The sequence below is a fragment of the Pseudogulbenkiania sp. MAI-1 genome, assembly GCF_000527175.1.
Lineage (GTDB): Bacteria > Pseudomonadota > Gammaproteobacteria > Burkholderiales > Chromobacteriaceae > Pseudogulbenkiania.
In genome coordinates, this window is the sequence record NZ_AZUR01000001.1 from 3,278,397 (window position 1) to 3,303,022 (window position 24,626).

20 protein-coding genes, 6 tRNA genes and 1 riboswitch are annotated in these 24,626 nt (G+C 66.1%); of the genes, 22 read left to right on the forward strand and 4 right to left on the reverse strand.

All coding sequences use genetic code 11. The features are described from left to right. Positions 1 to 104: 104 nt before the first annotated feature. Positions 105 to 1,568 carry an IMP dehydrogenase gene (gene guaB, locus PSEMAI1_RS0115285; protein ID WP_024303711.1) on the reverse strand — a complete coding sequence of 488 codons (1,464 nt, stop codon included), beginning with the start codon at positions 1,566 to 1,568 and terminating at the stop codon, positions 105 to 107. Positions 1,569 to 1,716: 148 nt separating this feature from the next. Here guaB and PSEMAI1_RS0115290 point away from each other — a divergent pair, with 148 nt between their 5' ends. The 19 genes from PSEMAI1_RS0115290 to PSEMAI1_RS0115380 all read left to right on the forward strand — a co-directional run bounded on the left by PSEMAI1_RS0115290 (position 1,717) and on the right by PSEMAI1_RS0115380 (position 17,259). Further along, positions 1,717 to 2,136: a DUF4124 domain-containing protein gene (locus PSEMAI1_RS0115290; RefSeq protein ID WP_024303712.1), complete on the forward strand. Its 420-nt coding sequence runs from the start codon at positions 1,717 to 1,719 to the stop codon at positions 2,134 to 2,136. A 13-nt stretch (positions 2,137 to 2,149) separates the two neighbouring features. After that, complete coding sequence (gene uvrC / locus PSEMAI1_RS0115295) at positions 2,150 to 3,955, forward strand: excinuclease ABC subunit UvrC (RefSeq protein ID WP_024303713.1); 1,806 nt, start codon at positions 2,150 to 2,152, stop codon at positions 3,953 to 3,955. A 19-nt stretch (positions 3,956 to 3,974) separates the two neighbouring features. Next, entirely contained in the window at positions 3,975 to 4,556 is a 582-nt protein-coding gene (gene pgsA, locus PSEMAI1_RS0115300; RefSeq protein WP_024303714.1) for a CDP-diacylglycerol--glycerol-3-phosphate 3-phosphatidyltransferase, read from the forward strand. Between the two features lie 78 nt (positions 4,557 to 4,634). Continuing rightward, a tRNA-Gly gene (locus PSEMAI1_RS0115305) sits at positions 4,635 to 4,710 on the forward strand. 24 nt (positions 4,711 to 4,734) lie between these two features. After that, positions 4,735 to 4,810: transfer RNA gene (locus tag PSEMAI1_RS0115310), tRNA-Gly, on the forward strand. A 32-nt stretch (positions 4,811 to 4,842) separates the two neighbouring features. Then, positions 4,843 to 4,918, forward strand: a tRNA-Gly gene (locus tag PSEMAI1_RS0115315). 26 nt (positions 4,919 to 4,944) lie between these two features. Then, positions 4,945 to 5,020 (forward strand) — tRNA-Gly (locus PSEMAI1_RS0115320). 42 nt (positions 5,021 to 5,062) lie between these two features. Then, positions 5,063 to 5,136, forward strand: a tRNA-Cys gene (locus PSEMAI1_RS0115325). A 282-nt stretch (positions 5,137 to 5,418) separates the two neighbouring features. Beyond that, entirely contained in the window at positions 5,419 to 7,041 is a 1,623-nt protein-coding gene (locus tag PSEMAI1_RS0115330; RefSeq protein ID WP_024303715.1) for a methyl-accepting chemotaxis protein, read from the forward strand. 36 nt (positions 7,042 to 7,077) lie between these two features. After that, entirely contained in the window at positions 7,078 to 7,539 is a 462-nt protein-coding gene (locus PSEMAI1_RS0115335) for a chemotaxis protein CheW (RefSeq protein ID WP_024303716.1), read from the forward strand. Beyond that, entirely contained in the window at positions 7,536 to 8,801 is a 1,266-nt protein-coding gene (locus tag PSEMAI1_RS0115340) for a protein-glutamate O-methyltransferase CheR (protein WP_051460234.1), read from the forward strand. Before PSEMAI1_RS0115335 ends, PSEMAI1_RS0115340 begins: the two co-directional genes overlap by 4 nt. Before the next feature lie 13 nt (positions 8,802 to 8,814). Further along, positions 8,815 to 9,489 (forward strand): chemotaxis protein CheW, encoded by a 675-nt coding sequence (locus PSEMAI1_RS0115345; protein WP_029770758.1) that lies wholly within the window; start codon positions 8,815 to 8,817, stop codon positions 9,487 to 9,489. Further along, on the forward strand, positions 9,486 to 11,825 hold the full coding sequence (locus tag PSEMAI1_RS0115350; protein WP_024303719.1) for a hybrid sensor histidine kinase/response regulator: 2,340 nt from the start codon (positions 9,486 to 9,488) through the stop codon (positions 11,823 to 11,825). The genes PSEMAI1_RS0115345 and PSEMAI1_RS0115350 overlap by 4 nt, the downstream gene beginning before the upstream one ends. Further along, the gene (locus PSEMAI1_RS0115355; protein WP_024303720.1) at positions 11,822 to 12,847 is read left to right on the forward strand and encodes a chemotaxis response regulator protein-glutamate methylesterase; all 1,026 of its coding nucleotides are present in this window, start codon (positions 11,822 to 11,824) and stop codon (positions 12,845 to 12,847) included. Before PSEMAI1_RS0115350 ends, PSEMAI1_RS0115355 begins: the two co-directional genes overlap by 4 nt. Before the next feature lie 9 nt (positions 12,848 to 12,856). Further along, entirely contained in the window at positions 12,857 to 13,900 is a 1,044-nt protein-coding gene (locus PSEMAI1_RS0115360) for a diguanylate cyclase domain-containing protein (RefSeq protein WP_024303721.1), read from the forward strand. 67 nt (positions 13,901 to 13,967) lie between these two features. Then, a tRNA-Leu gene (locus tag PSEMAI1_RS0115365) sits at positions 13,968 to 14,052 on the forward strand. A 294-nt stretch (positions 14,053 to 14,346) separates the two neighbouring features. Further along, on the forward strand, positions 14,347 to 14,754 hold the full coding sequence (locus tag PSEMAI1_RS0115370; protein WP_024303722.1) for a ProQ/FINO family protein: 408 nt from the start codon (positions 14,347 to 14,349) through the stop codon (positions 14,752 to 14,754). A gap of 144 nt (positions 14,755 to 14,898) precedes the next feature. Continuing rightward, positions 14,899 to 15,774, forward strand: coding sequence for an alpha/beta fold hydrolase (locus PSEMAI1_RS0115375; protein ID WP_024303723.1), 876 nt, complete (start codon positions 14,899 to 14,901; stop codon positions 15,772 to 15,774). Between the two features lie 273 nt (positions 15,775 to 16,047). Then, on the forward strand, positions 16,048 to 17,259 hold the full coding sequence (locus tag PSEMAI1_RS0115380) for a branched-chain amino acid ABC transporter substrate-binding protein (protein WP_024303724.1): 1,212 nt from the start codon (positions 16,048 to 16,050) through the stop codon (positions 17,257 to 17,259). Positions 17,260 to 17,334: 75 nt separating this feature from the next. On the opposite strand, the gene PSEMAI1_RS0115385 is transcribed toward PSEMAI1_RS0115380, so the two are convergent. Genes PSEMAI1_RS0115385 through PSEMAI1_RS0115395 form a run of 3 tightly spaced genes read right to left on the reverse strand, consistent with a single transcriptional unit; the run spans position 17,335 to position 20,843 of the window. Next, positions 17,335 to 18,288: an ABC transporter ATP-binding protein gene (locus PSEMAI1_RS0115385; protein ID WP_024303725.1), complete on the reverse strand. Its 954-nt coding sequence runs from the start codon at positions 18,286 to 18,288 to the stop codon at positions 17,335 to 17,337. Further along, positions 18,281 to 19,825: an iron ABC transporter permease gene (locus tag PSEMAI1_RS0115390; protein ID WP_024303726.1), complete on the reverse strand. Its 1,545-nt coding sequence runs from the start codon at positions 19,823 to 19,825 to the stop codon at positions 18,281 to 18,283. Before PSEMAI1_RS0115390 ends, PSEMAI1_RS0115385 begins: the two co-directional genes overlap by 8 nt. Before the next feature lie 7 nt (positions 19,826 to 19,832). After that, positions 19,833 to 20,843, reverse strand: a complete 1,011-nt coding sequence (locus tag PSEMAI1_RS0115395) for a thiamine ABC transporter substrate binding subunit (RefSeq protein ID WP_024303727.1) — start codon at positions 20,841 to 20,843, stop codon at positions 19,833 to 19,835. A 55-nt stretch (positions 20,844 to 20,898) separates the two neighbouring features. Next, positions 20,899 to 20,996: riboswitch (TPP riboswitch) on the reverse strand. A 246-nt stretch (positions 20,997 to 21,242) separates the two neighbouring features. On the opposite strand from PSEMAI1_RS0115395, the gene PSEMAI1_RS0115400 reads away from it, so the two are divergent. From PSEMAI1_RS0115400 to dsdC, 3 genes are all read left to right on the forward strand, one after another. Further along, positions 21,243 to 22,157, forward strand: a complete 915-nt coding sequence (locus tag PSEMAI1_RS0115400; RefSeq protein WP_024303728.1) for a hypothetical protein — start codon at positions 21,243 to 21,245, stop codon at positions 22,155 to 22,157. A 126-nt stretch (positions 22,158 to 22,283) separates the two neighbouring features. After that, positions 22,284 to 23,624: a D-serine ammonia-lyase gene (gene dsdA / locus PSEMAI1_RS0115405; protein WP_024303729.1), complete on the forward strand. Its 1,341-nt coding sequence runs from the start codon at positions 22,284 to 22,286 to the stop codon at positions 23,622 to 23,624. A 28-nt stretch (positions 23,625 to 23,652) separates the two neighbouring features. Next, a complete protein-coding gene (gene dsdC, locus PSEMAI1_RS0115410) occupies positions 23,653 to 24,606 on the forward strand; it encodes a DNA-binding transcriptional regulator DsdC (protein WP_024303730.1) in 954 nt (317 codons plus the stop codon). Positions 24,607 to 24,626 lie beyond the last annotated feature (20 nt).

A 24,626-nucleotide genomic window follows, 5' to 3' on the forward strand; every position in this document is an offset into this window, starting at 1 on the left:
AAACCCTTGGCGCTGTCGGCCAACCTTGTTCCAGTGTAGACCCGTGCATGAAAAAACCCGCTTCCGGAGAAGCGGGTTTTTGCCGTACGGAAACGTCAGCGGGATCAGCGGTCGACGTGGTAGTTCGGCGCTTCCTTGGTGATCTGCACGTCGTGCACGTGCGACTCGCGCATGCCGGCGGAGGTGATCTCCACGAAGCCCGCCTTGGCGTGCATCTCGTCGATGGTGCGGCAGCCGAGGTAGCCCATCGAGGAGCGCAGGCCGCCCACCAGCTGGTGGATCACCTGGGCGATCGGGCCCTTGTACGGCACGCGGCCTTCGATGCCCTCCGGCACGAACTTGTCGACGTTGGCTTCGTTGTCCTGGAAGTAGCGGTCGCTCGAGCCCTGGGTCATGGCGCCCAGCGAGCCCATGCCGCGGTAGGACTTGTACGAACGGCCCTGGTACAGCTCTACTTCACCCGGCGCTTCTTCGGTGCCGGCGAACATGCCGCCCAGCATCACGCAGTCGGCGCCGGCCGCCAAGGCCTTGGCGATGTCGCCGGAGAAGCGGATGCCGCCGTCGGCGATCATCGGCACGCCGGTGCCCTTGAGCGCTTCGGACACGTTGTGGATCGCGGTCAGCTGCGGCACGCCGACGCCGGCCACGATACGGGTGGTGCAGATCGAACCCGGGCCGATGCCGACTTTCACGGCGTCGGCGCCCATGTCGAGCAGGGCCAGCGCGGCGTCGGCGGTGGCGATGTTGCCGCCGATCACGTCGATGTGCGGGAAGTTGCGCTTGGTCCACTGCACGCGGTCGAGCACGCCCTGGCTATGGCCGTGGGCGGTGTCCACCACCACCACGTCGACGCCGGCGGCGGCCAGCGCGGCGATGCGCTCTTCGGTGCCGGCCCCGACGCCGACGGCGGCGCCGGCGCGCAGGCGGCCCTGGCTATCCTTGCAGGCGAATGGGTGTTCGCTGGTCTTGATGATGTCCTTGACGGTGATCAGGCCCTTGAGCTCCCAGGCGTCGTTGATCACCAGCACGCGCTCGAGGCGGTGGGTGTGCATCAGCTCGCGCGCCTCATCGATGCTGGCGCCTTCCTTCACCGTCACCAGGCGTTCGCGCGGGGTCATGATGGAGGACACCGGCTGTTCCAGACGGGTTTCGAAGCGCAGGTCGCGGTTGGTGACGATCCCCACCACCTTGCCATTCTGCACCACCGGCAGGCCGGAGATTCTGTGCTGGCGGGTCAGGTTGATCAGATCGCACACCAGCATGTCCGGGGCGATGGTGATCGGGTCTTTGACGACGCCGCTCTCGTAGCGCTTCACCTTGGCCACTTCCTGGGCCTGGCGCTCGATCGACATGTTCTTGTGGATGATGCCGATGCCGCCTTCCTGGGCCATGGCGATGGCCAGACGGGCTTCCGTCACCGTGTCCATGGCTGCGGACAGCATGGGCAGGTTCAGGCGGATGTTGCGGGAGAGTTGGGTGTGAAGCTGAACGTCGCGCGGCAGTACCGAAGAGTGGGCCGGGACGAGGAGAACGTCGTCGAAAGTATAGGCTTTCTCGATGATACGCATCTGGCGTTTCCTTTGCGGCAAATAAACATTATATCGAAAGACGGGGGCAGTTGGCAAAAGCCGCGTGCGAGAGGTTTTGCCGCGGGCGGGAGCGGCCCGTACAATGCCTCGCAATTCCGCGCTGTCTTTTGGTTATTGAGGGGGCGACATGAAACCGTGGTGGTGGTGCACTTTTATTCTGCTGTCCTTGCCGGCCAGGGCCGAGGTCTATACCTGGAAAGACGCCACCGGGCGCACCGTGTTCTCCGACCAGCCGCCGCCGGGACGGAAGGCCAGCCGGCTGGACGTCAAGGCGCCCCCTGCCCCGCCGCCGGCCAAGGCCGAGGCATCGGCGCCGGCCGCCAAGGCCGGGGACAAGGGCAACGACAAGACCGACCTGGCCAAGCAGGCCGAGGAACTCAACCGCAAGATCCGCGCGGAGAACTGCCTGCGCGCCAAGAACAACCTGTCCGGCCTGCAGCTCAACGGCCGCATCCGCCTGCCGGGCAGCAACGCGCTGGCCACCGATGCCCAGCGCAACGACATGATCCGCCAGTCCGAGCAGGACGTGGCCACCTGGTGCAAGTGAGACGAGAGTTTTAGTGAGTAGCAGCACACCGTTCGACCCCAAGCCCGTCCTGGCCCATCTGCCCAACCTGCCCGGCGTCTACCGCATGCTCGACGCCGCCGGCAAGGTGCTGTACGTCGGCAAGGCCATCGACCTGAAAAAGCGCGTCAGTTCCTATTTCCAGAAGAGCGACCTGAGCCCGCGCATCCAGCTGATGGTGCGCCAGATCGCCGCGATCGAGACCACGGTGACGCGCTCCGAGGCCGAGGCACTGATCCTGGAAAACAACCTGATCAAGGCGCTGGCGCCGCGCTACAACATCCTGTTCCGCGACGACAAGTCCTACCCCTACCTGATGCTGTCGGCGCACGACTACCCGCAACTGGCCTACTACCGCGGCGACCCGAAGAAACCGCACCAGTACTTCGGGCCCTACCCGAGCAGCTACGCGGTGCGCGAGAGCATCCAGATCCTGCAGAAGGTGTTCCGCCTGCGTACCTGCGAGGACGCGGTGTTCGCCAACCGCTCGCGCCCCTGTCTGCTGTACCAGATCAAGCGCTGCTCGGCGCCGTGCGTCGGCCACATCGGCGAGGAGGAATACCGCGCCGACGTGGCCAACGCCACCGCCTTCCTGCAAGGCAAGCAAAGCGAGCTGATCGACGCCCTGACCGAGCGCATGCTGGCCGCCTCGGCGGCGATGGAGTTCGAGCAGGCCGCCGCGCTGCGCGACCAGATCCAGGCACTCTCGCGGGTGCAGGAGAAGCAGTTCGTGTCGAGCAACGTCAGCCACGACGCCGACGTGGTGGCGGTGGCCGAACAGCAGGGCGTGGTCTGCGTCAACCTGGTGATGATCCGCGGCGGGCGCCACCTGGGCGACAAGAGTTACTTCCCGGTCAACAGCGACGACAGCGACGCTTCGGCCAACCTCGAAGCCTTCCTGGCGCAGCACTACCTGGGCGCGCCGCTGCCGCCGGTGATCATCGTCAACGGCACGGTCTCAGCCACGCTGCGCGACTACCTCGAGCAGCAGGCCGAGCGCCGCCTGGCCATCGTCAGCAACCCGATCGGCGAGCGCCGGGTCTGGCTGGAAATGGCCGAGAAGAATGCCCGCCTCGCCATCCAGCAGAAGCTCGCCAGCCACGCCACGCAGAGCCAGCGTCTGGCCCGGCTCAACGAAGTGCTGGAGCTGGAGGGGGTGGAGCGGCTGGAATGCTTCGACATCAGCCACACCCTGGGCGAGGCCACCGTGGCCTCCTGCGTGGTGTACGACCGCGGCGACATGCAGCCCTCGGAATACCGCCGCTACAACATCACCACGGCCAAGGCCGGCGACGATTACGGCGCGATGCGCGAGGTGCTGACGCGGCGCTACAGCAAGCTGGCCGAGGGCGAGGGCAAGCTGCCCGACGTGGTGCTGATCGACGGCGGCAAGGGCCAGGTGGGCGTGGCGCTGGAGGTGTTCGAGGACATCGGCCTCAACCTGCCCATCGTCGGCGTGGCCAAGGGCGAAGAGCGCAAGCCGGGGTTGGAAACGCTGATCCTCCCCTACCGGCAAAAGACGCTACAATTGCCGCACGACCATCCCGCGCTGCACCTGATCCAGACCGTGCGCGACGAGGCGCACCGTTTCGCCATCACCGGGCACCGCGCCCGGCGCGGCAAGGCGCGCACCGCCTCCTCGCTGGAACAGATCGGCGGCGTGGGAGCCAAGCGTCGCCAACGGCTGTTGACCCGGTTTGGCGGACTGCGCGGGGTCATGGCGGCCAGCATCGACGACCTCGCCCAAGTGGAGGGCATCAGTCTGACCCTGGCCGAAAAGATCTACAACGCCCTGCACTGAACATAACAAGACCACAACGATGCCGTTTAACCTGCCGATATTCCTGACCTGGCTCCGGGTTGCCCTGATCCCGATCTTCGTGGCCATTTTCTTTTTGCCCGACACGATGCTGTTGGCCCACATGCGCAACATCACCGGCGCCGTCATCTTCGCGCTCGCCGCCGTGACCGACTGGCTCGACGGCTACCTGGCGCGCAAGCTGGGGCAGACCTCGGCCTTCGGCGCCTTCCTCGACCCGGTGGCCGATAAGCTGATCGTCGCCGCCTCGCTGATCCTGCTGGTGCAGTTGTCGCGCACCGAAGGCTGGATGGCGATGATCATCATCGGCCGCGAGATCGCCATTTCGGCGCTGCGCGAGTGGATGGCCGAGATGGGCACGCGCAAGAGCGTGGCCGTGGCCTACATCGGCAAGCTCAAGACCGCCGCGCAGATGGTCGCCATCCTGCTCCTGCTCTACGCCGGCCCGATCGTACCCGGACTGAACACCCTGGTGCTGGGCAACGTGTTCATGGTGCTGGCAGTGATTTTGACTTTGTGGTCAATGGTTTACTACCTGCGCATGGCGGCGCGCGAGTTCGCCGGCAAAAAAATCGATCTCTGAGCTGTTGACAGAGGCCGATTAATCCTTATAATTCGCAGTCTCTCGCCGCAGCAATGCAGCGAGACAGTGAAAGACAAAGCGGGAATAGCTCAGTTGGTAGAGCGCAACCTTGCCAAGGTTGAGGTCGCGAGTTCGAGCCTCGTTTCCCGCTCCAGTTCTTCCATTGATATCCGGCGATGCGGGAATAGCTCAGTTGGTAGAGCGCAACCTTGCCAAGGTTGAGGTCGCGAGTTCGAGCCTCGTTTCCCGCTCCAAATACCGGATAACCTGATTTCGTTTCACAGACGCGGGAATAGCTCAGTTGGTAGAGCGCAACCTTGCCAAGGTTGAGGTCGCGAGTTCGAGCCTCGTTTCCCGCTCCACCGTCTGTCAGATGCAATCGCACCATGCGGGAATAGCTCAGTTGGTAGAGCGCAACCTTGCCAAGGTTGAGGTCGCGAGTTCGAGCCTCGTTTCCCGCTCCAGTTTTGATCGACACGTGAAAACGGGTCGAGACTCCAGTCAATGGCGGGGTGGCAGAGTGGTTATGCAGCGGCCTGCAAAGCCGTGGACGCCGGTTCGATTCCGACCCCCGCCTCCAGATAAAAAGCCCTGATGATTCAGGGCTTTTTTTCTTTTCCAGTTCACCCCTGGCCACAGCATCAAGCCATTCCCCTGCAACGCCGCCCGCCGGCAGCCGCGCAATTGCCGCCGCCCCGCAATATATATCCTGATTATGCTTTTATTCTTAATTAGGATTTTTGTCTATAAAGACTCTGTAAGTATGTAGCCCTAGCGATGTGAACCACCACCCACCCACGAACCGATGGCGGCGAGCGATGCCGTACAGCCCTGGTTCATCACGGAACGGGAGTCTGCATCCATGAAAAACTGGACGATCCGGCAGCGGATCCTGGGAAGCTTCGCCTTGATCTTGCTGCTGATGGCGGTGCAGGGAGCGCTCGCCCTGGCGAGTCTCGGGAGCATCAACGAAGATGTCGTGGCCCTGGATCGGGACAGTGCGCCCGGCGTCTACTATAGCCAGCAACTCGAAGCCGCCTGGCTGGAAAACTTGGTGTTGACGCAGCACCTCGTTTGGGAGAGCAAGGCCGAGGAGGAGTCGTTCCACACGAAGTTGCTGGCAAACCAGCGCCGGCTCGATGAATTGGCCGCCCAATACGAGACCACCATCTTTACCACGCGGGACCGTGCCTTGTTCGAGGCGTTCAAAAAGCTGCGCGAGCCTTACGCACGTATCCAGTCGGACATCCTGAAGCTGAGCGATGGCGCGAAAAACCGTGAGGCGCAGGCCCTGCTGCGGCATGAGCTGGGGCCGGCATTCGAGAAGACCCGCAGTGCCATCCAGGCCATCGTGGCGCTCAACAAGACCAATAGCGACAGAGCGGAAAGCACCATCATGGCGGACATCGTCCGTACCCGGATGGTCATCATCACGGGCATGGTGGTCACTCTGCTGGCGGCCTTCATCTGCGGCTATTTCCTGCTGCAGGCGATTGCCCAGCCGCTTGGCCGCCTGCTCGGCGTGCTGGACGTGATGCGCCAAGGCGACTTCACCGCACGCATGCAGCTCGCGCGGCGCGACGAATTCGGCTCTGTGGCAGACGGCTTCGACCGCATGAGCGACGAACTGGCCGCGCTGGTAGGACAGGTGCAGAAATCCGGCATGCAGGTAACCACTTCCGTTACCGAAGTCGCCGCCACTGCCCGCGAGCAGCAGGCGACCGCGAGCGAGATCGCAGCGACAACCCTCCAGATCGGAGCCACCTCGCGCGAGATCTTCGCCACCGCCCGCGAGCTGGTCAAAACCATGGGCGAGGTCTCCCAGGTGGCCGAGCATTCGGCCATGTTGGCCGGCAGCGGTCAGACCGGTCTCTCCCACATGGAAGAGACCATGCATCAGGTCATGGCGGCGGCCGGCTCGATCAACGCCAAACTGGCGGTGCTCAACGAGAAGGCCGGCAACATCAACCAGGTGGTGACCACCATCACCAAGGTGGCCGACCAGACCAATCTGCTGTCGCTCAACGCGGCGATCGAGGCGGAAAAGGCCGGCGAGTACGGACGGGGTTTCTCCGTGGTGGCAATCGAAATCCGAAGGCTGGCGGACCAGACCGCCGTCGCCACCTACGACATCGAGCAGATGGTGAAAGAAATCCAGTCGGCCGTTTCCGCCAGCGTCATGGGCATGGACAAGTTTGCGGAGGAGACTCGGCGCGGCATGCAGGAAGTGCAGCATATCGGCAGCCAGCTGTCGCAGATCATCCAGCAGGTGCAGGCGCTGGCACCCCGCTTCGAAACCGTCAACGAAGGGATGCAAGCGCAGGCGACGGGCGCCGAGCAGATCACTGAGGCCCTGGGTCAGCTGAGCGAGGCGGCACAGCAGACGGTCGAGTCGCTGCGCCAGTCGAGCACTGCCATCGACGATCTGAACCAGGTCGCCAATCTTCTGCTGGGCGGCATCTCCCGCTTCAAGCTGCAGGCCTAGGATCGCGCAGCTGCTGGCGGCAACGGGGCATCGACCATGCTTTTCCTTCTGTTCCAGCTCGGCGACGAGCGCTACGTCGTGGATGCCCGGCAGGTGGTTGAAGTACTGCCGCTGCTCCACATCAAGCGGATTCCGCTGGCGCCGCCGGGTGTGGCTGGCGCCTTCAACTATCGCGGCACGCCGGTGCCGGTCGTCGATCTGTGCCAGCTTGCGCTGCAGCGGCCGGCGGAGGCACGCCTGAGCACCCGTCTCATCGTGGTGGATTACCCCGACTCCCGCCAGGTGCGGCGCCGGCTGGGACTCATTGCCGAAAGGGTGACCGGTACACTCCGGCGCGGGCAGGAGGATTTCGTCTCGCCGGGCATCAGCAACGCCGAGGCGCCCTATCTCGGCCCCGTAACCAGCGATGCCCAGGGAATGGTGCAGTGGCTGGACATCGGCACGCTGCTGCCGGCCGCCGTGCGTGACGTGCTGTATAACCCTCCGGTGACGGCATGATGGCCCTGATCGAGTTCGAGAGGCTGCTGAAGCAGGCAATGGGACTGAGCGCCGCGACGATTGGCGAGGTGACGCTCGAACGCGCGCTGCAGGAGCGGCAGCAGGCTTGCGGTCTGCCGGACTTGCAGGCCTATTGGGACCGCTTGCAGAGTTCCACGGCCGAATTGCAGGAGCTGATCGAGGCGCTGGTGGTACCGGAAACCTGGTTCTTCCGTCACGGCGAAGCCTTCAGCGCGCTGGTCGAGGTGGCAAGAAAGGGAACGCTTCGCACCGTGCCGGGCACTCCGCTGCGGCTGCTGAGCCTGCCTTGCGCCACCGGCGAGGAGCCGTACTCGATGGCGATGGCCTTGCTGGATGCGGGCTTTTCGGCGGGGCAGTTCCACATCGATGCCGTCGACATCAGCCAGCGTGCGCTGGGGAAGGCCCGTGCCGCCTGCTACGGCAAGCATTCCTTTCGCAGCCGCGACCTGGGCTTTCGCGAACGCTATTTCGAGGCGACCGGGCACGGCTACCGGCTGATCGAGCCGGTTCGCCGGCTGGTACAGTTCCGCCAGGGCAACCTGTTTTCTCCGCTGTCATTTCCGCAAGCAGCCAGCTACGAGCTGATCTTCTGCCGCAACCTGCTGATCTATTTCGACCGGCCCACCCAGGAGCAGGCGATCGCCGTGCTGGGCCAGCTACTCGCGCCGCATGGATTGCTGTTCGTCGGCCATGCCGAAACCAGCCTGCTGACCAGCCAGGGCTTCGTCCCGGCACAGCTGTCGCGAGCATTCGCCTTCCACAAGGCCGAACGGACGGAGCAGCCGCCCTGGCCAGCACCGGCTAGGACGACGAGGGCGGCACCGGCCAAGCCTCTCCTGCCCCCACCCCCCCGGCAAGCAGCGGCGAGCCGGCCGGCCAGCCCTCCCCCATCCCGGCCTGTACCCTCTCCTGGCCTGCCCAGGCAGGCCGAAACCGAGCTGGATGCCGCCAGCCGCCTCGCCGATCAGGGACAGTTCGCGGCGGCAGCCCGCCTGTGCCTGGCCCATCTGGACACCCACGGCCCCTCGGCGCGGGTGTTCCACTTGCTGGGGCTGGTGAACGATGCCAGTGGCGACGCAGCGGAAGCCGCCTCCTTTTACCGCAAGGCGCTCTATCTCGACCCCGAGCACGGCGAAGCTCTGATCCACTTGGCACTACTGCTGGAAAAGCAGGGGCATATGGACAGCGCACAGCGTCTGCATGCTCGGGCCCGGCGCCTAAAGAGCCGCACGGGAGGCTGATATGACCCAGCCGATGCCCCCCTCTTCCCGTGCCCAGTTGCACGACTGCTGGAACCGAATCGGCGTACGGGGCGACAGCTCGTGTCCCGAACTGGAACGGCATATCCACTGTCGCAACTGCCCCGTCTACGCCGGCGCCGCCGCGGTACTGCTGGATGGAGCCATCCCCGACGATACGACGGCGGAATGGACGCGCCATATCGCCGAGACGAAACTGCCTCAAGAGCAGGATACCCGCTCCGTTGTCATCTTTCGCATCGGCATGGAATGGCTGGCACTGCCGACCGGCGTGTTCGTCGAAGTCGCCGATCTGTGCGCCATCCACTCCCTCCCGCACCGCCGCAACGGGGTGGTGCTGGGCCTCGGCAATGTGCGCGGCGAGCTGCTGATCTGCGTCTCGCTGGGCAGCGTGCTGGGACTGGATCTTCAGGGGGAGACAGCTCCTCCGCCGCGCACTGCCGCCCGGCGGCTGCTAGTGGTCCAGCACGAGGGCCGGCGACTGATCTTTCCCGTCGACGAGGTGCACGGCATTCACCGCTTTTCCCCACGGGTACTGCAAGACGTGCCGGCGACCGCGGTCCGCGCTGGGGCCGGCTACTGCACGGCGATCCTGCCCTGGAACGGCAAATCCGTCGGCTGTCTCGACGAGCCAGCGCTGTTTCATACCTTGAACCGGAGTCTCGCGTGAGCACAGAAGACCTCAGCCAGTTTTCCATGCTCGAGCTGTTCCGCATGGAAGTGGACGACCAGGCGCAAGTGCTGGTTGCCGGCTTGCTGGCGCTGGAGCGCGAGCCGGCCGAGGCCACTCAGCTCGAGGTCTGCATGCGGGCGGCACACTCGCTCAAGGGGGCAGCCCGCATCATCGGGCTGAACACCGGCGTCAGCGTGGCCCATGCGATGGAGGATTGTTTCGTCGCGGCCCAGCAGGGGCGCATCACGCTGCGGCAGGGGCAGATCGACCTGTTGCTGCGCGGCGTGGACCTGTTGCGGCAGATCGCCACGGCTCCGGCTCCTGGCCCCCAGGGGAACTCCGAGGACGGCCAGGGGCTGGAGGAATTTCTCGCCGCCTTGGCACGGCATACCGCCGACGAGGCCGACGGCGTCGAGGCCGGAGGGGATGGCGCGAGCGCTGCGCCGCAGGAAGCCGAGCCGCCAAAGGCAGAGACCCCAGTAGTGGAGAGTCCCGCCGTCGACGCCGGGACGGCCGCCTCCCCGCCCTTGCCGCCCTCCCCCGAGGCTGTCGCCGACAGCGGCGCGGCTCAGGAGCAGCGCGCCACCGAGCGCGTATTGCGCGTCACCGCCGACAACCTGAATCGGCTGCTGGCCCTGGCGGGCGAGTCGCTGGTAGCGTCGCGCTGGCTGACGCCGTTTCATGAGTCGCTGCTGCGCCTGAAACGGCAACACGCCGATGCCGGCAAGTCGTTCGAGCGGCTGCGCGAGCTGATGTCGGAGTTCGCACCCGACGAGCGGGCGCAGGCGGCTCTGGACGAAGCCCTGGGCCGCCTGCTCGATTGCCAGCAGTTCCTGCGGCAACGGCTGGCCGAGCTGGAGCAGTTCGATCGCCGCGCCATCGACCTCTCGCATCGCTTGTACGGCGAGGCGGTGGCATGCCGCATGCGCCCCTTCGCCGATGGCGTGCAGGCGTTTCCGCGCCTGGTGCGCGACCTCGCACGCACGCTTGGCAAGCAGGTCAGACTGGAACTGCGCGGCGAGGCCACGCCGGTGGACCGGGACATCCTGGAGCGGCTCGATGCGCCGCTAGGCCACCTGCTGCGCAACGCCGTCGACCACGGCATCGAAACACCAGCGGAGCGGCTGGCAGGCGGCAAGCCCGCCGAGGGTTGCATCGTGCTGGAAGCGCGCCACAGCGCCGGCATGCTGCTGGTCAACGTACTGGACGATGGTCGCGGCATCGACCTGGCGGCAGTACGCCGCGCCGTCGTCGAGCGTCGGCTGACCAATGCCGAAACCGCCAGCCGGCTGAGCGAGGAAGAGCTGCTGGAGTTCCTGTTTCTACCGGGCTTCTCCATGAAGGAAAGCGTCACCCAGATTTCCGGCCGTGGCGTGGGGCTGGACGCGGTGCAGGACATGGTGAAGCAGGTGCGAGGTAGCGTGCGCATCGTCTCCCGGACGGGGCACGGCACGCACTTCCAGTTGCAATTGCCGCTGACGCTGTCGGTGGTGCGCACGCTGCTGGTAGAGATCGGCGGCGAGCCGTACGCTTTTCCGCTCGCCTACATCGACCGTACTCTCAAGCTGCCGAAGGCGCACATCGAGCTGATCGAGGACCGCCAGCATTTTCCGCTCAACGGGCGACGCATCGGCCTGGTCGGAGCGCACCAGGTGCTGGGCTGCGAAGCGACCGATCTCGGCGAAGAGGAACTGTCGCTCGTCGTCATCGGTGAGCACCATCACCTCTATGGCCTGCTGGTCGATCGCTTCCTCGGCGAACAGGAGCTGGTGGTCCAGCCGCTCGACCCACGCCTCGGCAAGATCAAGGATATCTCCGCCGGCGCCTTGATGGAGGATGGCTCGCCGGTTCTGATCGTCGACGTCGCCGACCTGATCCGCTCGGTGGAGAAGCTGGTATCGACCGGCCAGTTGAACAAGGTGCGGCGTGGCACCGGTGGCGATGCGCCATCCTTGCGCAAGCGCGTGCTGGTGGTAGACGACTCGCTCACGGTGCGCGAACTGGAACGCAAACTGCTCGGCCAGCACGGCTACGAGGTCGAGGTGGCGGTGGACGGCATGGACGGCTGGAACGCGGTGCGCGCCGGCCATTTCGATCTGGTCGTCACCGACATCGACATGCCGCGCATGGACGGGATCGAGCTGGTGACGCTGATCCGCAACGATCCGGCCCTGAAGGCGCTGCCGGCCATGGTGGTGTCCTACAAGGACCGCGAGGAAGACCGCCGGCGCGGTCTCGAGGCCGGAGCAGACTACTACCTGGCCAAGGGCAGCTTCCACGACGAAACCTTGCTGCAGGCCGTGACAGACTTGATCGGGGAGGCCGAGCGATGAGAATCGGCATCGCCAACGACATGCCCATGGCGGTGGAAGCGCTGCGCCGCGCCGTGCTCGCTCACCCGGAACACCAAGTGGCCTGGGTCGCCATGGATGGCGCTCACGCCGTGGAGATGTGCGCCAGGGACACCCCGGACCTGGTATTGATGGACCTGATCATGCCGGGCATGGATGGCGTGGAGGCGACGCGCCGGATCATGGCCGAGTCGCCGTGCGCGATACTGATCGTGACGGTCAACGTAGGAACCAACGCCTGGCAGGTATTCGAGGCCATGGGGCACGGCGCCCTCGACGCCATCGATACCCCGATGCTGGGGATGGGCAATTCGCACAACAGTGCCCGGCCCTTGCTGGCGAAGATCGCCGCCATCGACAAGCTGCTGCGTGAACGGAACACCCCGGCGGACGGCACGCTGTTCGGCAGCCCCCCACCCGCCCGGCGCCCTCCCCCCACCCGGCTGCTGGCGATCGGCGCTTCGGCGGGCGGTCCTGCCGCGCTGGCCACCGTGCTGGGCGGCCTGCCGCGCGATTTCGACGCCGCCGTGGTCATCGTCCAGCACGTCGACGAGCCTTTCGCCGCCAGCATGGCGACGTGGCTGGCCCAACATTCGGCACTGCCGGTCCGGCTCGCGCGCGAAGGGGATCAATTGGCCGGTGGCGTCGTCTGGCTGGCGGGGACCAACGATCATCTGGTGCTGAAGGACAGCCACCGGCTGGGCTACACGGCCGAACCGGCCGACTACGTGTACCGGCCGTCGGTCGACGTGTTTTTCCATAGCGTCAGCCGGCTCTGGGAGGGCGAAACCGTTGGAGTGCTGCTGACCGGCATGGGAAGGGATGGCGCCGAGGGCCTGAAGGCGTTGCGCGACCAGGGATGCCATACCATTGCGCAGGACCAGGCCAGCAGCGCCGTCTACGGCATGCCCAAGGCCGCGGCGGCACTGCAGGCGGCGGTGGAAATCCTGCCTGTGGACCGCATCGCCGCCAAGGTGGTCGGAGCCTTCTCCGGGAAGGCGTAAGGGACGATCATGCTCGAACTTCACCATAAGGACGCCGCCATGCCGCTATCCAACCGATACGATGTCATGGTGCTGCTGGTAGACGATCAGGCCATCATCGGCGAGGCCATCCGCCGGGCGCTGGCCAGCCAGCCGGATATCAACTTCCATTTCTGCAGCGATCCGGACGAGGCCATCCGGTGTGCCGAAGAGATCAAGCCGACGGTGATCCTGCAAGACTTGGTCCTGCCGGGGGCGGACGGGCTGACGCTGGTGCGCCAGTACCGCGACAACCCGGCCACGCAGGACATTCCCATCGTGGTGCTATCCACCAAGGAAGAGCCCGCCGTGAAGAGCGAGGCGTTCCGGCTGGGCGCGAACGATTACCTGGTCAAGCTGCCGGATCCGATCGAGTTGATCGCCCGCATCCGCCACCACTCGAAGGCCTATCTGAACCAGATCCAACGCGACGACGCCTACCGCGCACTGCGTGAGAGCCAGCAACAACTGCTGGAGATGAACATCGAGCTGTTGCGGCTGACCAATGTCGACGGTCTGACCGGGCTCAACAACCGGAAGCGCTTCAACGAGTACCTGGAGGCGGAGTGGAAACGGGCGGTGCGGGAACAGAGCCCATTCGCCTTGCTGATGATCGATGTCGACGACTTCAAGCGCTACAACGATACCTACGGCCACCTGGCCGGGGACGACATCCTGAAACAGGTGGCCGAGACCATCCAGAGAAGCCCCGAGCGCTCGACCGATCTGGCCGCGCGCTTCGGCGGCGAAGAGTTTGCCGTGATCCTGCCCGCCACACCCTTGAGCGGCACGCAATACCTGGGCGAAAAGCTGCGCCGCGACGTCGAGGCCCTGCACCTCGTCCACGAGGCATCCAGCGTTGCCGAGTTCGTGACCATCAGCGTGGGCGGGGCATCGATCACTCCCCAGCGCGGCGACTCCTCGCTCCTTTTGCTGGAAGCCGCCGACGAGGCCCTGTACGAAGCCAAACGGCTCGGGAAAAACCGGGTGATTACCTATCGGAGCAAGGCATTTCACGACAAAGAGAAGAAATGACCCCAGTCCTCTCCCGCCGGCAGCAGATTGCCTGCCGGGGCACACTGGGCTAGAATCTCGCCTCCATGCCCGGGTGGTGAAATTGGTAGACACAAGGGACTTAAAATCCCTCGCCGCAAGGTGTACCGGTTCGACCCCGGTCCCGGGCACCAAACTGAACTGAGCGACGAACGAGACCGTAGCGAGAGCTGCGGCTTTTTTGTATCCGGGTCGCCGCGACGCATTCATGCCGCCGTGGACGCCTGCAACGTGATGTTTCCTGTCCTCAAAAGGGCATTCCGAGTCTACCGGTGTTTCACTTTTGCCGGAGTTTTGGCATAAGATACGCCTTCTGTGGGCGTTACCGGTCCTGCCGGAGGTAGCGTTTGGGAATCGAGGCGGGCACGGGCAAGCCTCGGTCGGGTGGATGATATTCTGCCCGCCATCAACCGACTAGATTGAAGTTCATGAAGCCAAATACCGAAACGGCACTGGGTGCTGCTCTCAAGAGCGCGGTTCAGAGTCTGAGCAAGAAAAAGCAGACCGAAATGATCGCGGAACATGTTTACAGCAAGTTCGAGGTGTTCCGCCAATTCCGTCCGCTGGCCATCGGCATCCACGAAAGCCTGATCGCCGCCTTGCCGCAGTTCGATGCGGTGCTGATCGCCCGCGTGGTCGCCAACCATTGCCGCAAGCCGCGCTACATCAAAGCGCTGGCGCGTGGCGGCAAGCGCTTCGACCTGTCCTGTAAGCCTGCTGGCGAGGTGACGGCGGAAGAAAAGCAGGCCGCCGAGGGCCAGATCGCCGCCAAGGCGGCGGCCGTGCCGGCACCGGTCGAGCCTGCCGGCACCACGGCGGAGCAGGCGGCGGAATAAAGCCGGCCCGGTCGCCATCGAGAGAAAACCCTCCGTCAGCCCTGCGGGACCGGAGGGTTTTTCATGGCGCCCCCCCCCTCCTGTCATGGCGGAGCATGATGACGTTACACTAGGCGCCTGACTGTCAATCGCCAGCAGGCCACCATGTCCCAGCCCTTTCCTCCTTCCCGCTCCGAGACGCTGCTGCTGCGCCGGCGCCGCTACCACGTACGCCACTGGGGGCCGGACGATGCCCCCACTCTGTTCATGCTGCACGGCTGGATGGATTCGTCGGCCACCTTCCAGTTCCTGGTCGAGGCGCTGGGCGGGGGCTGGCACGTGATCGCTCCGGACTGGCGCGGCTTCGGCGATACCGAGTGGAACGACGGCAGCTACTACTTTCCTGACTACCTGGCCGATCTCGACGCGCTGCTGCAGCACTACACCCCCGACGCCCCGGTCACGCTGATCGGACACAGCATGGGGGCGATGATCGCCGGCATCTATGCCGGGGTGCGGCCCGAACGGCTGGCTCGGCTGGTCTGCATCGAAGGCTTCGGCCTGCCGGCGACGCGCCCGGAAGAAGCGCCCGGCCGCTACGCGCGCTGGCTGCGCGAGCAGCAGAACACGCCGGGCTACCAGCCGATCGGCACGCTGGACGAGGTGGCGGTGCGCCTGATCGAGCGCAATCCGCGCCTGAGGCCGGAGCGCGCCCGCTTTCTGGCGGCGGCGCTGACGCGCGAGGTTGACGGCAGGCTGAGCTACCGTGCCGACCCGCGCCACAAGATGGTCAACCCGGTGCTGTACCGGCTGGAGGAGGCCAAGGCCTGCTGGCGACGCATCGCCTGCCCGGTGCTGTGGGTGATCGGCGGCGACATGTGGGACCACCCCATGGCCAAGGGCGTGCTCTCCACGCTGGACGAGCGCCGTGCCTGCTTCGGCCGGCTCAGCGAAGTCTCCATCCCCGAGGCCGGCCATATGATCCAGTGGGAGCAGCCAGAAAGGCTGGCCGAGGCGCTGCGCGCCTTCCTGTCCGCCTGAGCCCCAAGCTCGCCACCGATATTGCTCTGCAACAATCGCTGCCATCTAGCATGGCTATCGTCAAATAGCGCAGGCTTGGCGACGAAATGCAGTGAATTCATCTGAAGCATTCCAAAAAATCATGCCTTTCATCCTGCACTGCACCATCGTTACGCGGTAGAATTCACCCCATGGACCACTGCGGCCAGGGCACACGCCGCGGACGGTCAGATAACAAGCAAGCCCGGCACAGTCCGGGCCCTTACCATTCAAGATCGATCGTTTGGAGAATCCATGACTCTGTTCAAGATGAGTTGCCTCGCCGTGGCCGTCGCCGGCCTCGCCGCCTGCGGCCAGAAGGCCGAACAAGCCGCCGACGCCGGCAACACCGCCCCCGCCGCTGGCGAGCTGGTGGTGAAGATCGGCCATGCCGGCCCGATCACCGGTCCGGCCGCCAACTACGGCAAGGACAGCGAGAACGGCGCACAGATCGCCGTGGAAGAGCTGAACGCCGAAGGCATCTCGCTCGGCGGCCAGAAAGTGAAGTTCGAACTGGTGTCCGAAGACGACCAGGCCGATCCGAAAGTCGCCACCCAGGTCGCCCAGCGCCTGGTGGACGCCCAGGTGGCTGGCGTCATCGGCCACGTCACCTCGGGTGCCACCATCCCGGCGTCCAAGATCTACTCCGACGCCGGCATTCCGCAGATCTCGCCGTCGGCCACCTCGCCCAGCTACACCCAGCAGGGCTACCAGACCGCCTTCCGTGTGATCGCCGACGATGCCGCGCAGGGCCAGGCTCTGGGCGCCTTCGCCGTGAACGAGCTGAAGGCCAAGAAGATCGCCATCATCGACGACCGCACCGCTTACGGCCAGGGCCTGGCCGACGAGTTCGAGAAGGCCGCCAAGGCGGGCGGCGCCGAGATCGTCAAGCGCGAGTTCACCAACGACAAGTCCACCGACTTCGCCGCCATTCTGACCACGCTCAAGGCGCTGAAGCCGGAAGTGATCTTCTTCGGTGGCATGGAAGCGCAGTCCGGCCCGCTGACCAAGCAGATGAAGCGTCTCGGCCTGACCGCCAAACTGCTGTCCGGTGACGGCACCCGCACCCCGGACTACTTGAAGCTCGCCGGCAGCGACGCCGAGGGCCACTACGCCTCCACCGCCGGCCAGCCGAACGACAAGATGCCGGGTTTCGCCAGCTTCAGCGAGAAGTACAAGGCCAAGTTCAACCAGGACGTGGCGGTGTTCTCGCCGTACAGCTACGACGCCGTGCGCACCCTGGTGGCCGCGATGCAGAAGGCCGACTCGGCCCAGCCGGCCAAGTACCTGCCGGAACTGGCCAAGGTGGAGTTCGCCGGCGTGACCGGCCCGGTGAAGTTCGACGCCAAGGGCGACCGCCTCAACCCGACCGTGACCATCTACCAGGTCAAGAATGGCCAGTGGGAAGTGGCCAAGGTGCTGGGTGGTGGTGCTGCTCCTGCGGGCAACGCCTCCGCCGCTCAATAAGCTTTAGCGCACGCCAGATAAAACGGCATCCGGGGAAACCGGGTGCCGTTTTTGTTGGTGGAGAGTGCCGGCGCATCAAGCGCCGGCAAAGCGGATCAGCCGGCTGCGGTCGACCGCGAGCCCGATGTCCTGCCCCGCCGCGAGCCCCAGCGGGAACTGCGCTGCTTCGCGCGCCGACAGCGTCAGCGTAAAGCGCGCTGCCTGCTGCGACACCTCCACCCGCAGCCCCTCGCTCAGGTTGTCCACCCGCTCCACCCGCGCCGGCGGATGCGCCGGCCCGAGCAGGAAGGCCTGCTCCGGCAGCACGCCGTCGTCCAGCACGTTGTGGTAGCCGATGAACGAGGCCACCCAGGCGTTGGCTGGCGCCGCCAGCAGCTCCTGCGGCCGGCCGCACTGCACCACCCTGCCCTGCTGCAGCACCGCCACGCGGTCGGCCAGCGCGAAGGCCTCGGCGCGGTCGTGCGTGACCAGGATCACCGGGATGCCGGCAGCGGCCAGCCGGGTGCGGAACTCGGCCTGCAGGCTCTGGCGCAGGTGGGCATCGAGGCTGGAGAACGGTTCGTCGAGCAGCAAGAGGCGCGGCGAGGTCACCAGCGCACGCGCCAGCGCCACGCGCTGCTGCTCGCCGCCGGACAAGGTCCACACCCGGCGCCCGCCGTAACCTGCCAGCCCCAGCTCGGCCAAGGCACGTTCGGCCTTTTCCAGCGCAGCACGGCGGGGCATGCGCCGTTCGATCAGGCCGAAGGCGACGTTGTCGCGCACGTCGAGATGGGGGAACAACGCGAAGTCCTGGAACATCAGCGCCACCTGGCGCGCTTCCGGCGCGAGCCCGGCAAGATCGACTCCCCCCAGGCGGATTTGGCCGGCGTCGGGCCGCTCCAGCCCGGCGATCATCTTCAACAGCGTGCTCTTTCCGCAGCCGGACGGCCCGAGCAGCGCCAGCGTTTCGCCGTCGGCCACCGAGAGCGACAGCTGGTCGGCCACCACGCGCTGGCCGAAGGCTTTGCACAGATTGACGAGTTCAAGCATGGTCGGAGTCCTTGGCCAGCCGCCCCGGCCATTCGATGATGACGAAGGCGCTCACGGCAAACAGCATCAGCACGCTGGACAACACCAGCGCTGCGTCGAGATTGGCCGCGCCGGGACGACCCAGCCGCTGGTAGATCAGCGTGGTCAGCGTGGTCCACTCCGGGCGCGACAGGAACAGTGTGACGGCGAATTCGCCCAGCGCGGTGGCGGCGGCGAACGCCAGCCCGCGCCGGAACGCCGGTAGCAGCAACGGCCACACCACGCGGGCGAAGGCGCGCGGCGCGCTGGCGCCGAGCGTACGCGCCGCCTGCGGCAGCTGCGGCGGCACGCCGTCCAGCGCCGCCGCCACGCTCTTGGTGATGAAGGGATACGCCAACAAGGCGTAGGCGCTGAGCAACAGCGTCAGGCTGGCGGTCCATGCCGGATACAGCAGCAGCAAGCCGAACGCCATGCACACCGGCGACAGCATGAAGGGCAGGAAGGCGGCGGCACGCAGCCACAGCCAGCGCTGCGCCACCAGCGCGTGCGCCAACCCCAGCAAGGCCGCCGCGCCGAGTGCCAGCGCCGAGAAGCGCAGCGTGTTGGCCAGCGCCGCCAGCGTGCCGCCCTCGCCCAATACCGCCCACGCCTCGATCCCGGCCGACAAGGCGCGGCCGGCCACCGCCAAGAGCGGCGCCGCGGAAAACAGCGCCAGTAAGGCCAGCGCGCCCGCCAACAGCCCCCGCTCGGCCCAGCCGGAGGCCGAGCGCGGCGGCAGCGGCTCGACCTTGCCCGGCGTGGCCAGGCGCCGCTCCAGCCAGGCGTAGGCGAGCGCCACGCTGCCGCTCAGGCACAGCAGCAGCAGCGCCAAGGCACCGGCGTCGGCCAGGTTGAGTTCGTACGCCACCAGCGAGTAGATCTCCACCTCCACCGTGGCGTAGCGCTGCCCGCCCAACAGCAGCGCCAGCCCGAAGCCGGAGAAGCAATACAGGAACACCAGGCACAGCGCCGACGCCAGCCAGGGCCTGACCACCGGCCACTCCACGCGCCAGAACGCGCGCCAGGCGGTGCAGCCGAGCGTGCGCGCCGCCGCCAGCCGCGAGGCCGGCACCGTGGCGAGCGCGTCGCTGGCGGCACGGATCACCAGCGGCAGGTTGTAGAACAGGTTGCCGTACAGCAGCAGCCACGGCGTGTCCTGCAGATTGAGGCCGGTGATGCCGTGCGGGCCGAACAGCGCCAGTACGCCCAGTGCGGCCACCAAGGTCGGCATCACGAACGGCAGCAGCAGCAGGCGCAGGATCAGTTCCCGGCCGGGAAAGGCGAAGCGCGCCAGCACCCAGGCCAGCGGCAGGCCGATGGCGAGCGCCAGCACGCAGGTGACGGCCGCCTGCGTCAGCGACCAGACCAGACGCCAGCGCAGGTAATCGTCGAAAAACAGGTTGGCCGACAGACCGCCGCCGCCCTCGAGCAGCAGCCGCGCCAACGGCGCCAGCGCCATCAGCGTGAGGAAGGCCAGCGGCAGCAAAGCCAGGGCCTGACGGGAAAACACGGCACGCATCGCGGCCTCAGTAGCCGGACTTCAACACCACCTTGGTCCACCGGCTCACCCAGCCGGCGCTCTTGGCTGCGATGGTCTTGCTGTCCGGCGTATCGTGCGCCGCCGGTTTCTCCGCTAGGGAGAACACCGGGTTCAGCTTGACACCGGACACCACCGGGTACATCCACATCTGCGTCGGCAGGTCGGCCTGCACCGCGTCGGAACGCAGGAAGTCGACGAACTGCTGAGCAGCCTTCTTCTGGCCGCCGCCCTTGACCAGCGCCACGCCCTCCACCTGCTGGAACACGCCGCCCTTGAGCAGCAGGTTGCCGGTCGGCGCCTCGGTCAGCTTCTCCTTGCTGTAGAACACCTCGGCCGCCGGGCTGGTGGCGTAGCTCACCACGATGGGCCGGCTGCCGCCGTTCTTGCTGAAATCGGTGTAGTAGGCCTCGCTCCAGCCCTTGGCCACCTTGACGCCGTTGTCGCGGAGCCGGCCCCACCAGGCGAAGGCCTGCTCCTCGCCCATCCCCTTGATCGTGGCGAGCAGGAAGGCCAGCCCCGGGCTCGAGGTTGCCGGGTTCTCCACCACCATAAGGTTCTTGTAGGCCGGGCGGGTCAGCTCGTCGAGCGACTTGGGCAGGGCCAGCTTCTGCTTGGCGAACCAGGCCTTGTCGTAGTTCAGCGTAACGTAGCCGTAGTCGACGCTCACCATCCCCGGCAAGCTCTGCTGCACGCCGACGCCGGCCGCGCTCGTGGTCGGCTCCAGCACGCCGGCCTGCTGTGCCTTGCCGATCAGCGTGTTATCGATGCCGTAGACCACGTCGGCGATCGGGTTGGCGCGGGTCAGGATCAGCTTGTTGAGCATCTCGCCGGCGTCGCCGGCCTTGATCACCGCCACCTTGACGCCGGACTGCTGCTCGAAACCGGCCAGCAGCTCCTTGGACAGCGTGAAAGAACTGTGCGTCAGCACACGCAGTTCAGCCGCGTTGGCACCCATAGCGGCCGCGCACAGCGCCAGCAACAGCGTTTTCTTGAACATCTTGGCATCTCCTTTCGGGTAGGTATCACGGCCCCAAAGAAGAAGGTGGACATGCCGGACGGCATCATCACGCTCCCTCCGCTGGCATGATCCAGATCAGGTTTGTGGGGTCTCTCTCAGCCACGACGAATCGCGGCACCCCCGGTGACGAAAAACGGCAGTATAGCGCCAAGCGGCTTGGGAGGGAGGCAAAAGCGGCGGCGGGAAAACGGGCGAAAAAATAGCCTGAAGGACGAATCCTTCAGGCGAGGCTTTACACACGTAAAAAAGAGGCCAAATAGAACTACGGGACAGGCACTCACGAATCCCTCAGAGCGGGACCGCCTGGATTCAATTGCAATCACCGTGCCAGGCTGCGTGCCGCCTTTTGCCGGGAGAGGGGCGGGATTTTTTTGCGCAATGCACAACAACAAGGCGCCGCTGCACCGCAACATGGCGAACCGGCACACCCCGGCTTCGCCCGGCCTGCGTTATGATTACGCCATGGATAGCCAGCCCAACACCAAGAAACCCGCTGCCGTGGCCACCGCCGAGAAGCCGGCGCTGCCGGCGCCCGAGAGCGAAGCCTACCTCGCCAGCCTGGCCATGCCGCTGGGCGAGACCGTCCTGAAGCTGTCACGCGATGGCGTCGAGATCTACGGCATACTGCATCGCAGCCGCGCCATGACCGGCCAGTCCGACTACTTCCGGCTGCAGTTCCGCGGCTTCGCCACCGCCATCGGCACCCAGTGGCAGGCCTTCGGCGGCGACGACGCGCAATTCCACACCGTCTACAACAGCGCCTGGGTGCGGGCCGACCATCCCAGCCGCTCGGCCACCTTCGGCCCCAAGGGCGGCGTCATGGTCAGCGAGACCTTCCGCCACGGCGGGCTGGATACCTTCCTGCAGGCCCAGGTCATCGGCTGGATCAAGGGCATCTACCCCGATTACGCCGTCAGCCCCGGGCTGGTGACGCTGCCGCCCAACTGCAGCGAGGACGAGCGCCTGCAGCGCAACGCCTTCTTCGCCCGCCAGGGCTTCGAGTTCGAATGGCAGGACAGCAACCAGAAAAACGCGCTGTTCTTCAAGGACAAGGTCAACAAGCTGCTTGGCGTATGGGACAAGAATCACATCACCGAATTCAGCGGCGAGGAAATGCTGCAGACCATGGCCCAGCAGGAAGAGACGCGCGCCCTGCTGGAGCAGCGCGTCGCCACGCTGGAATCGCGCCAGCAGACGCTGCAGCAGGCGCTGCAGAAGGAACGCAGCACGGCGCAGATCATGACCGGCGTGGTGATCATGGTCCTGATCATCGGCATCTGGGCGGTGCTGTAACCTGGCATCGCCCTCCTGCCATGGCTGAGCCAGTTTCATCCATGCCATGAACAGTCATCGTTTGTCCGCCGGCGCCCTCTCTGGCCTAATACGGCCATTCGCCCTCCGGGCGCCAAGGAGTACACCATGATTCACGGCAAAACCCGGCAGGAGTGGTACCGCGACCATCCCCTGCTGGAAAAACTGGTCGCCCTCGAGGAATGCAGCTGGTTCAACCCGGCCGTCACCGCGTTCGAGGCAGCACTCCCCCACGTCGGCCTCCGCGCAGAGGACGTCGCCCAGGCCAGCGCCCGGCTGCAGCGCTTCGCCGCCTGGTTCCGCACCGCCTTTCCGGAAACCCGGGACGCCGGCGGCATTCTGGAATCCCCGCTGCAGGCCATCCCGGCCATGCAGCAGGCGTTGTGCCAACGCTACGGCATCGACCCCATCGGTACCCTGCTGATCAAACTCGACAGCCACCTGCCGATTTCCGGCTCGATCAAGGCGCGCGGCGGCATCCACGAGGTACTCAAGTACGCCGAGGACCTGGCCATCGGCGCCGGCCTGCTGCGTCTCGACGACGACTACGCCCAGCTCGACAGTGACGCCTTCCGCGCCTTCTTCGGCCAGTACGCCATCGCCGTCGGCTCGACCGGCAACCTCGGCCTGTCGATCGGCCTGATCGGCGCCAAACTCGGCTTTCGCACCACGGTGCACATGTCGGCGGATGCGCGCGAGTGGAAGAAACGCCGGCTGCGCGAGCACGGCGTCACGGTGGTGGAATACCCCACCGACTACAGCGCGGCGGTGGCCGAGGGGCGACGCCAGGCGGCCACCGACCCGCGCTGCCACTTCGTCGACGACGAGAACTCGCCCGAGCTGTTCCTGGGCTACGCCGTCGCCGCCGAGCGGCTGAAACGGCAGTTGGACCAGGCTGGCATCGTCGTCGACGCCGAACACCCGCTGTTCGTCTACCTGCCCTGCGGCGTCGGCGGCGGTCCGGGCGGGGTGGCGTTCGGCCTGAAGCTGGCGTTCCGCGACCACGTGCACTGCCTTTTTGCCGAGCCGACCCACTCGCCCAGCATGCTACTGGGGGTCTACACCGGCCTGCACGACGAAGTTGCGGTGCAGGACTTCGGCATCGACAACGTCACCGCCGCCGACGGCCTGGCGGTGGGGCGTCCGTCCGGCTTCGTCGGGCGGGCGATGGAACGGATGATCGACGGCTACTACACGGTCGACGACGGCGAGCTCTTCCGCCTGCTCGCGCTGCTGGAACAGCAGGAAGGCATCGCGCTGGAGCCGTCGGCGCTGGCCGGCATGCCGGGCATGGCGCGCGTGCTGACGGAAAACCAGGGCTACCGCGAACGCACGGGACTCACCTCCGAACGCCTCGCCCGGGCGCACCACCTGGTGTGGGCCACCGGCGGCAGCATGGTGCCCGCCGAGGAAATGGCCGACTACCTGCGTCGGGGCAAGCAGGCCTGACCCAACCCAGTAACCGGCCAAGACACCCATGGCTCCTCTAAGGAAACTCAGCCGCCTCAACAGCAGCCAGCTGGCGGCGCTGCATACCTTCGAGTGCGCTGCGCGCCACCTGAGCTTCACCCTGGCTGCAATCGAGCTGAGCCTGACGCCCAGCGCCGTCAGCCACCGCATCCTCAAGCTGGAACAGCAGCTCGGCTTCCGCTTGTTCCAGCGCCGGCCGCGGCAACTGCAGCTGAGCGATGAGGGGCGGCGCCTGTTCGCGCTGCTCAACGACTCGCTACAGCGCGTCAGCCAGGAGATCGACGACATCCGCCGCCACGAGCTGTCCGGCACGCTGACGCTGTTTGCCCGCCCGTCGCTCGCGCAATGCTGGCTGGTGCCACGGCTGGCCGACTTCGGCCAACGTTATCCCGCCATCCGGCTCGATCTGCGCACTGGCAACGAGGAGGTCGATTTCCGCACCCAGCCGGTCGACCTGGCGCTGTACTACGGTACCCTGCCGGCGGCCGGGCAACGCGTGGTGCCGTTGATGGACGAAGCCCTCACACCGGTCTGCTCGCCCGACTACGCCCGCCGTCAGCAGCTGTTCGACCGGCCGGAGCAGCTGGTGCACTGTACCCTGCTGCACGACGCCCGCGCCTGGCCGCAGGCCGGCCACGACGCCGAATGGCAAACCTGGGCGGCGCAGCATGGCATCACCGGCCTCGACGACGCGGCACAGATGATCTTCGACCGCTCCGACCTCGCCGTGACGGCGGCGCAGCACCACGCCGGCGTGGCCATGGGGCGGCAGCGCCTGGTCGAACAGGCGCTGCGCCAAGGCAGCCTAATAGAGCCATTCCCCACACTTTCCAGCCGCGCCCCGCAGCATTACTACCTGGTCTTGCCCGAGCGCTCGCCACCGTCGCCACGCCTCAGGGTGTTCATCCAGTGGCTGATGGCCCAGGCCGGCCATACCCAGCCCTGGGAACCCGTCGACTGAGCTGCTGCCGGGTGGCCGAA

What these genes read in the sequence shown, in the direction of transcription:
- PSEMAI1_RS0115385 (WP_024303725.1), bottom strand. Translation starts at nt 18,288, where the DNA reads ATGCTTGAACTCGTCAATCTGTGCAAAGCCTTCGGCCAGCGCGTGGTG.
- PSEMAI1_RS0115380 (WP_024303724.1), top strand. Translation starts at nt 16,048, where the DNA reads ATGACTCTGTTCAAGATGAGTTGCCTCGCCGTGGCCGTCGCCGGCCTC.
- PSEMAI1_RS0115330 (WP_024303715.1), top strand. Translation starts at nt 5,419, where the DNA reads ATGAAAAACTGGACGATCCGGCAGCGGATCCTGGGAAGCTTCGCCTTG.
- PSEMAI1_RS0115370 (WP_024303722.1), top strand. Translation starts at nt 14,347, where the DNA reads ATGAAGCCAAATACCGAAACGGCACTGGGTGCTGCTCTCAAGAGCGCG.
- PSEMAI1_RS0115355 (WP_024303720.1), top strand. Translation starts at nt 11,822, where the DNA reads ATGAGAATCGGCATCGCCAACGACATGCCCATGGCGGTGGAAGCGCTG.
- guaB (WP_024303711.1), bottom strand. Translation starts at nt 1,568, where the DNA reads ATGCGTATCATCGAGAAAGCCTATACTTTCGACGACGTTCTCCTCGTC.
- PSEMAI1_RS0115390 (WP_024303726.1), bottom strand. Translation starts at nt 19,825, where the DNA reads ATGCGTGCCGTGTTTTCCCGTCAGGCCCTGGCTTTGCTGCCGCTGGCC.
- PSEMAI1_RS0115335 (WP_024303716.1), top strand. Translation starts at nt 7,078, where the DNA reads ATGCTTTTCCTTCTGTTCCAGCTCGGCGACGAGCGCTACGTCGTGGAT.
- pgsA (WP_024303714.1), top strand. Translation starts at nt 3,975, where the DNA reads ATGCCGTTTAACCTGCCGATATTCCTGACCTGGCTCCGGGTTGCCCTG.
- PSEMAI1_RS0115400 (WP_024303728.1), top strand. Translation starts at nt 21,243, where the DNA reads ATGCACAACAACAAGGCGCCGCTGCACCGCAACATGGCGAACCGGCAC.
- dsdA (WP_024303729.1), top strand. Translation starts at nt 22,284, where the DNA reads ATGATTCACGGCAAAACCCGGCAGGAGTGGTACCGCGACCATCCCCTG.
- PSEMAI1_RS0115360 (WP_024303721.1), top strand. Translation starts at nt 12,857, where the DNA reads ATGCTCGAACTTCACCATAAGGACGCCGCCATGCCGCTATCCAACCGA.
- PSEMAI1_RS0115345 (WP_029770758.1), top strand. Translation starts at nt 8,815, where the DNA reads ATGCCCCCCTCTTCCCGTGCCCAGTTGCACGACTGCTGGAACCGAATC.
- PSEMAI1_RS0115340 (WP_051460234.1), top strand. Translation starts at nt 7,536, where the DNA reads ATGATGGCCCTGATCGAGTTCGAGAGGCTGCTGAAGCAGGCAATGGGA.
- PSEMAI1_RS0115395 (WP_024303727.1), bottom strand. Translation starts at nt 20,843, where the DNA reads ATGTTCAAGAAAACGCTGTTGCTGGCGCTGTGCGCGGCCGCTATGGGT.
- PSEMAI1_RS0115290 (WP_024303712.1), top strand. Translation starts at nt 1,717, where the DNA reads ATGAAACCGTGGTGGTGGTGCACTTTTATTCTGCTGTCCTTGCCGGCC.
- PSEMAI1_RS0115375 (WP_024303723.1), top strand. Translation starts at nt 14,899, where the DNA reads ATGTCCCAGCCCTTTCCTCCTTCCCGCTCCGAGACGCTGCTGCTGCGC.
- dsdC (WP_024303730.1), top strand. Translation starts at nt 23,653, where the DNA reads ATGGCTCCTCTAAGGAAACTCAGCCGCCTCAACAGCAGCCAGCTGGCG.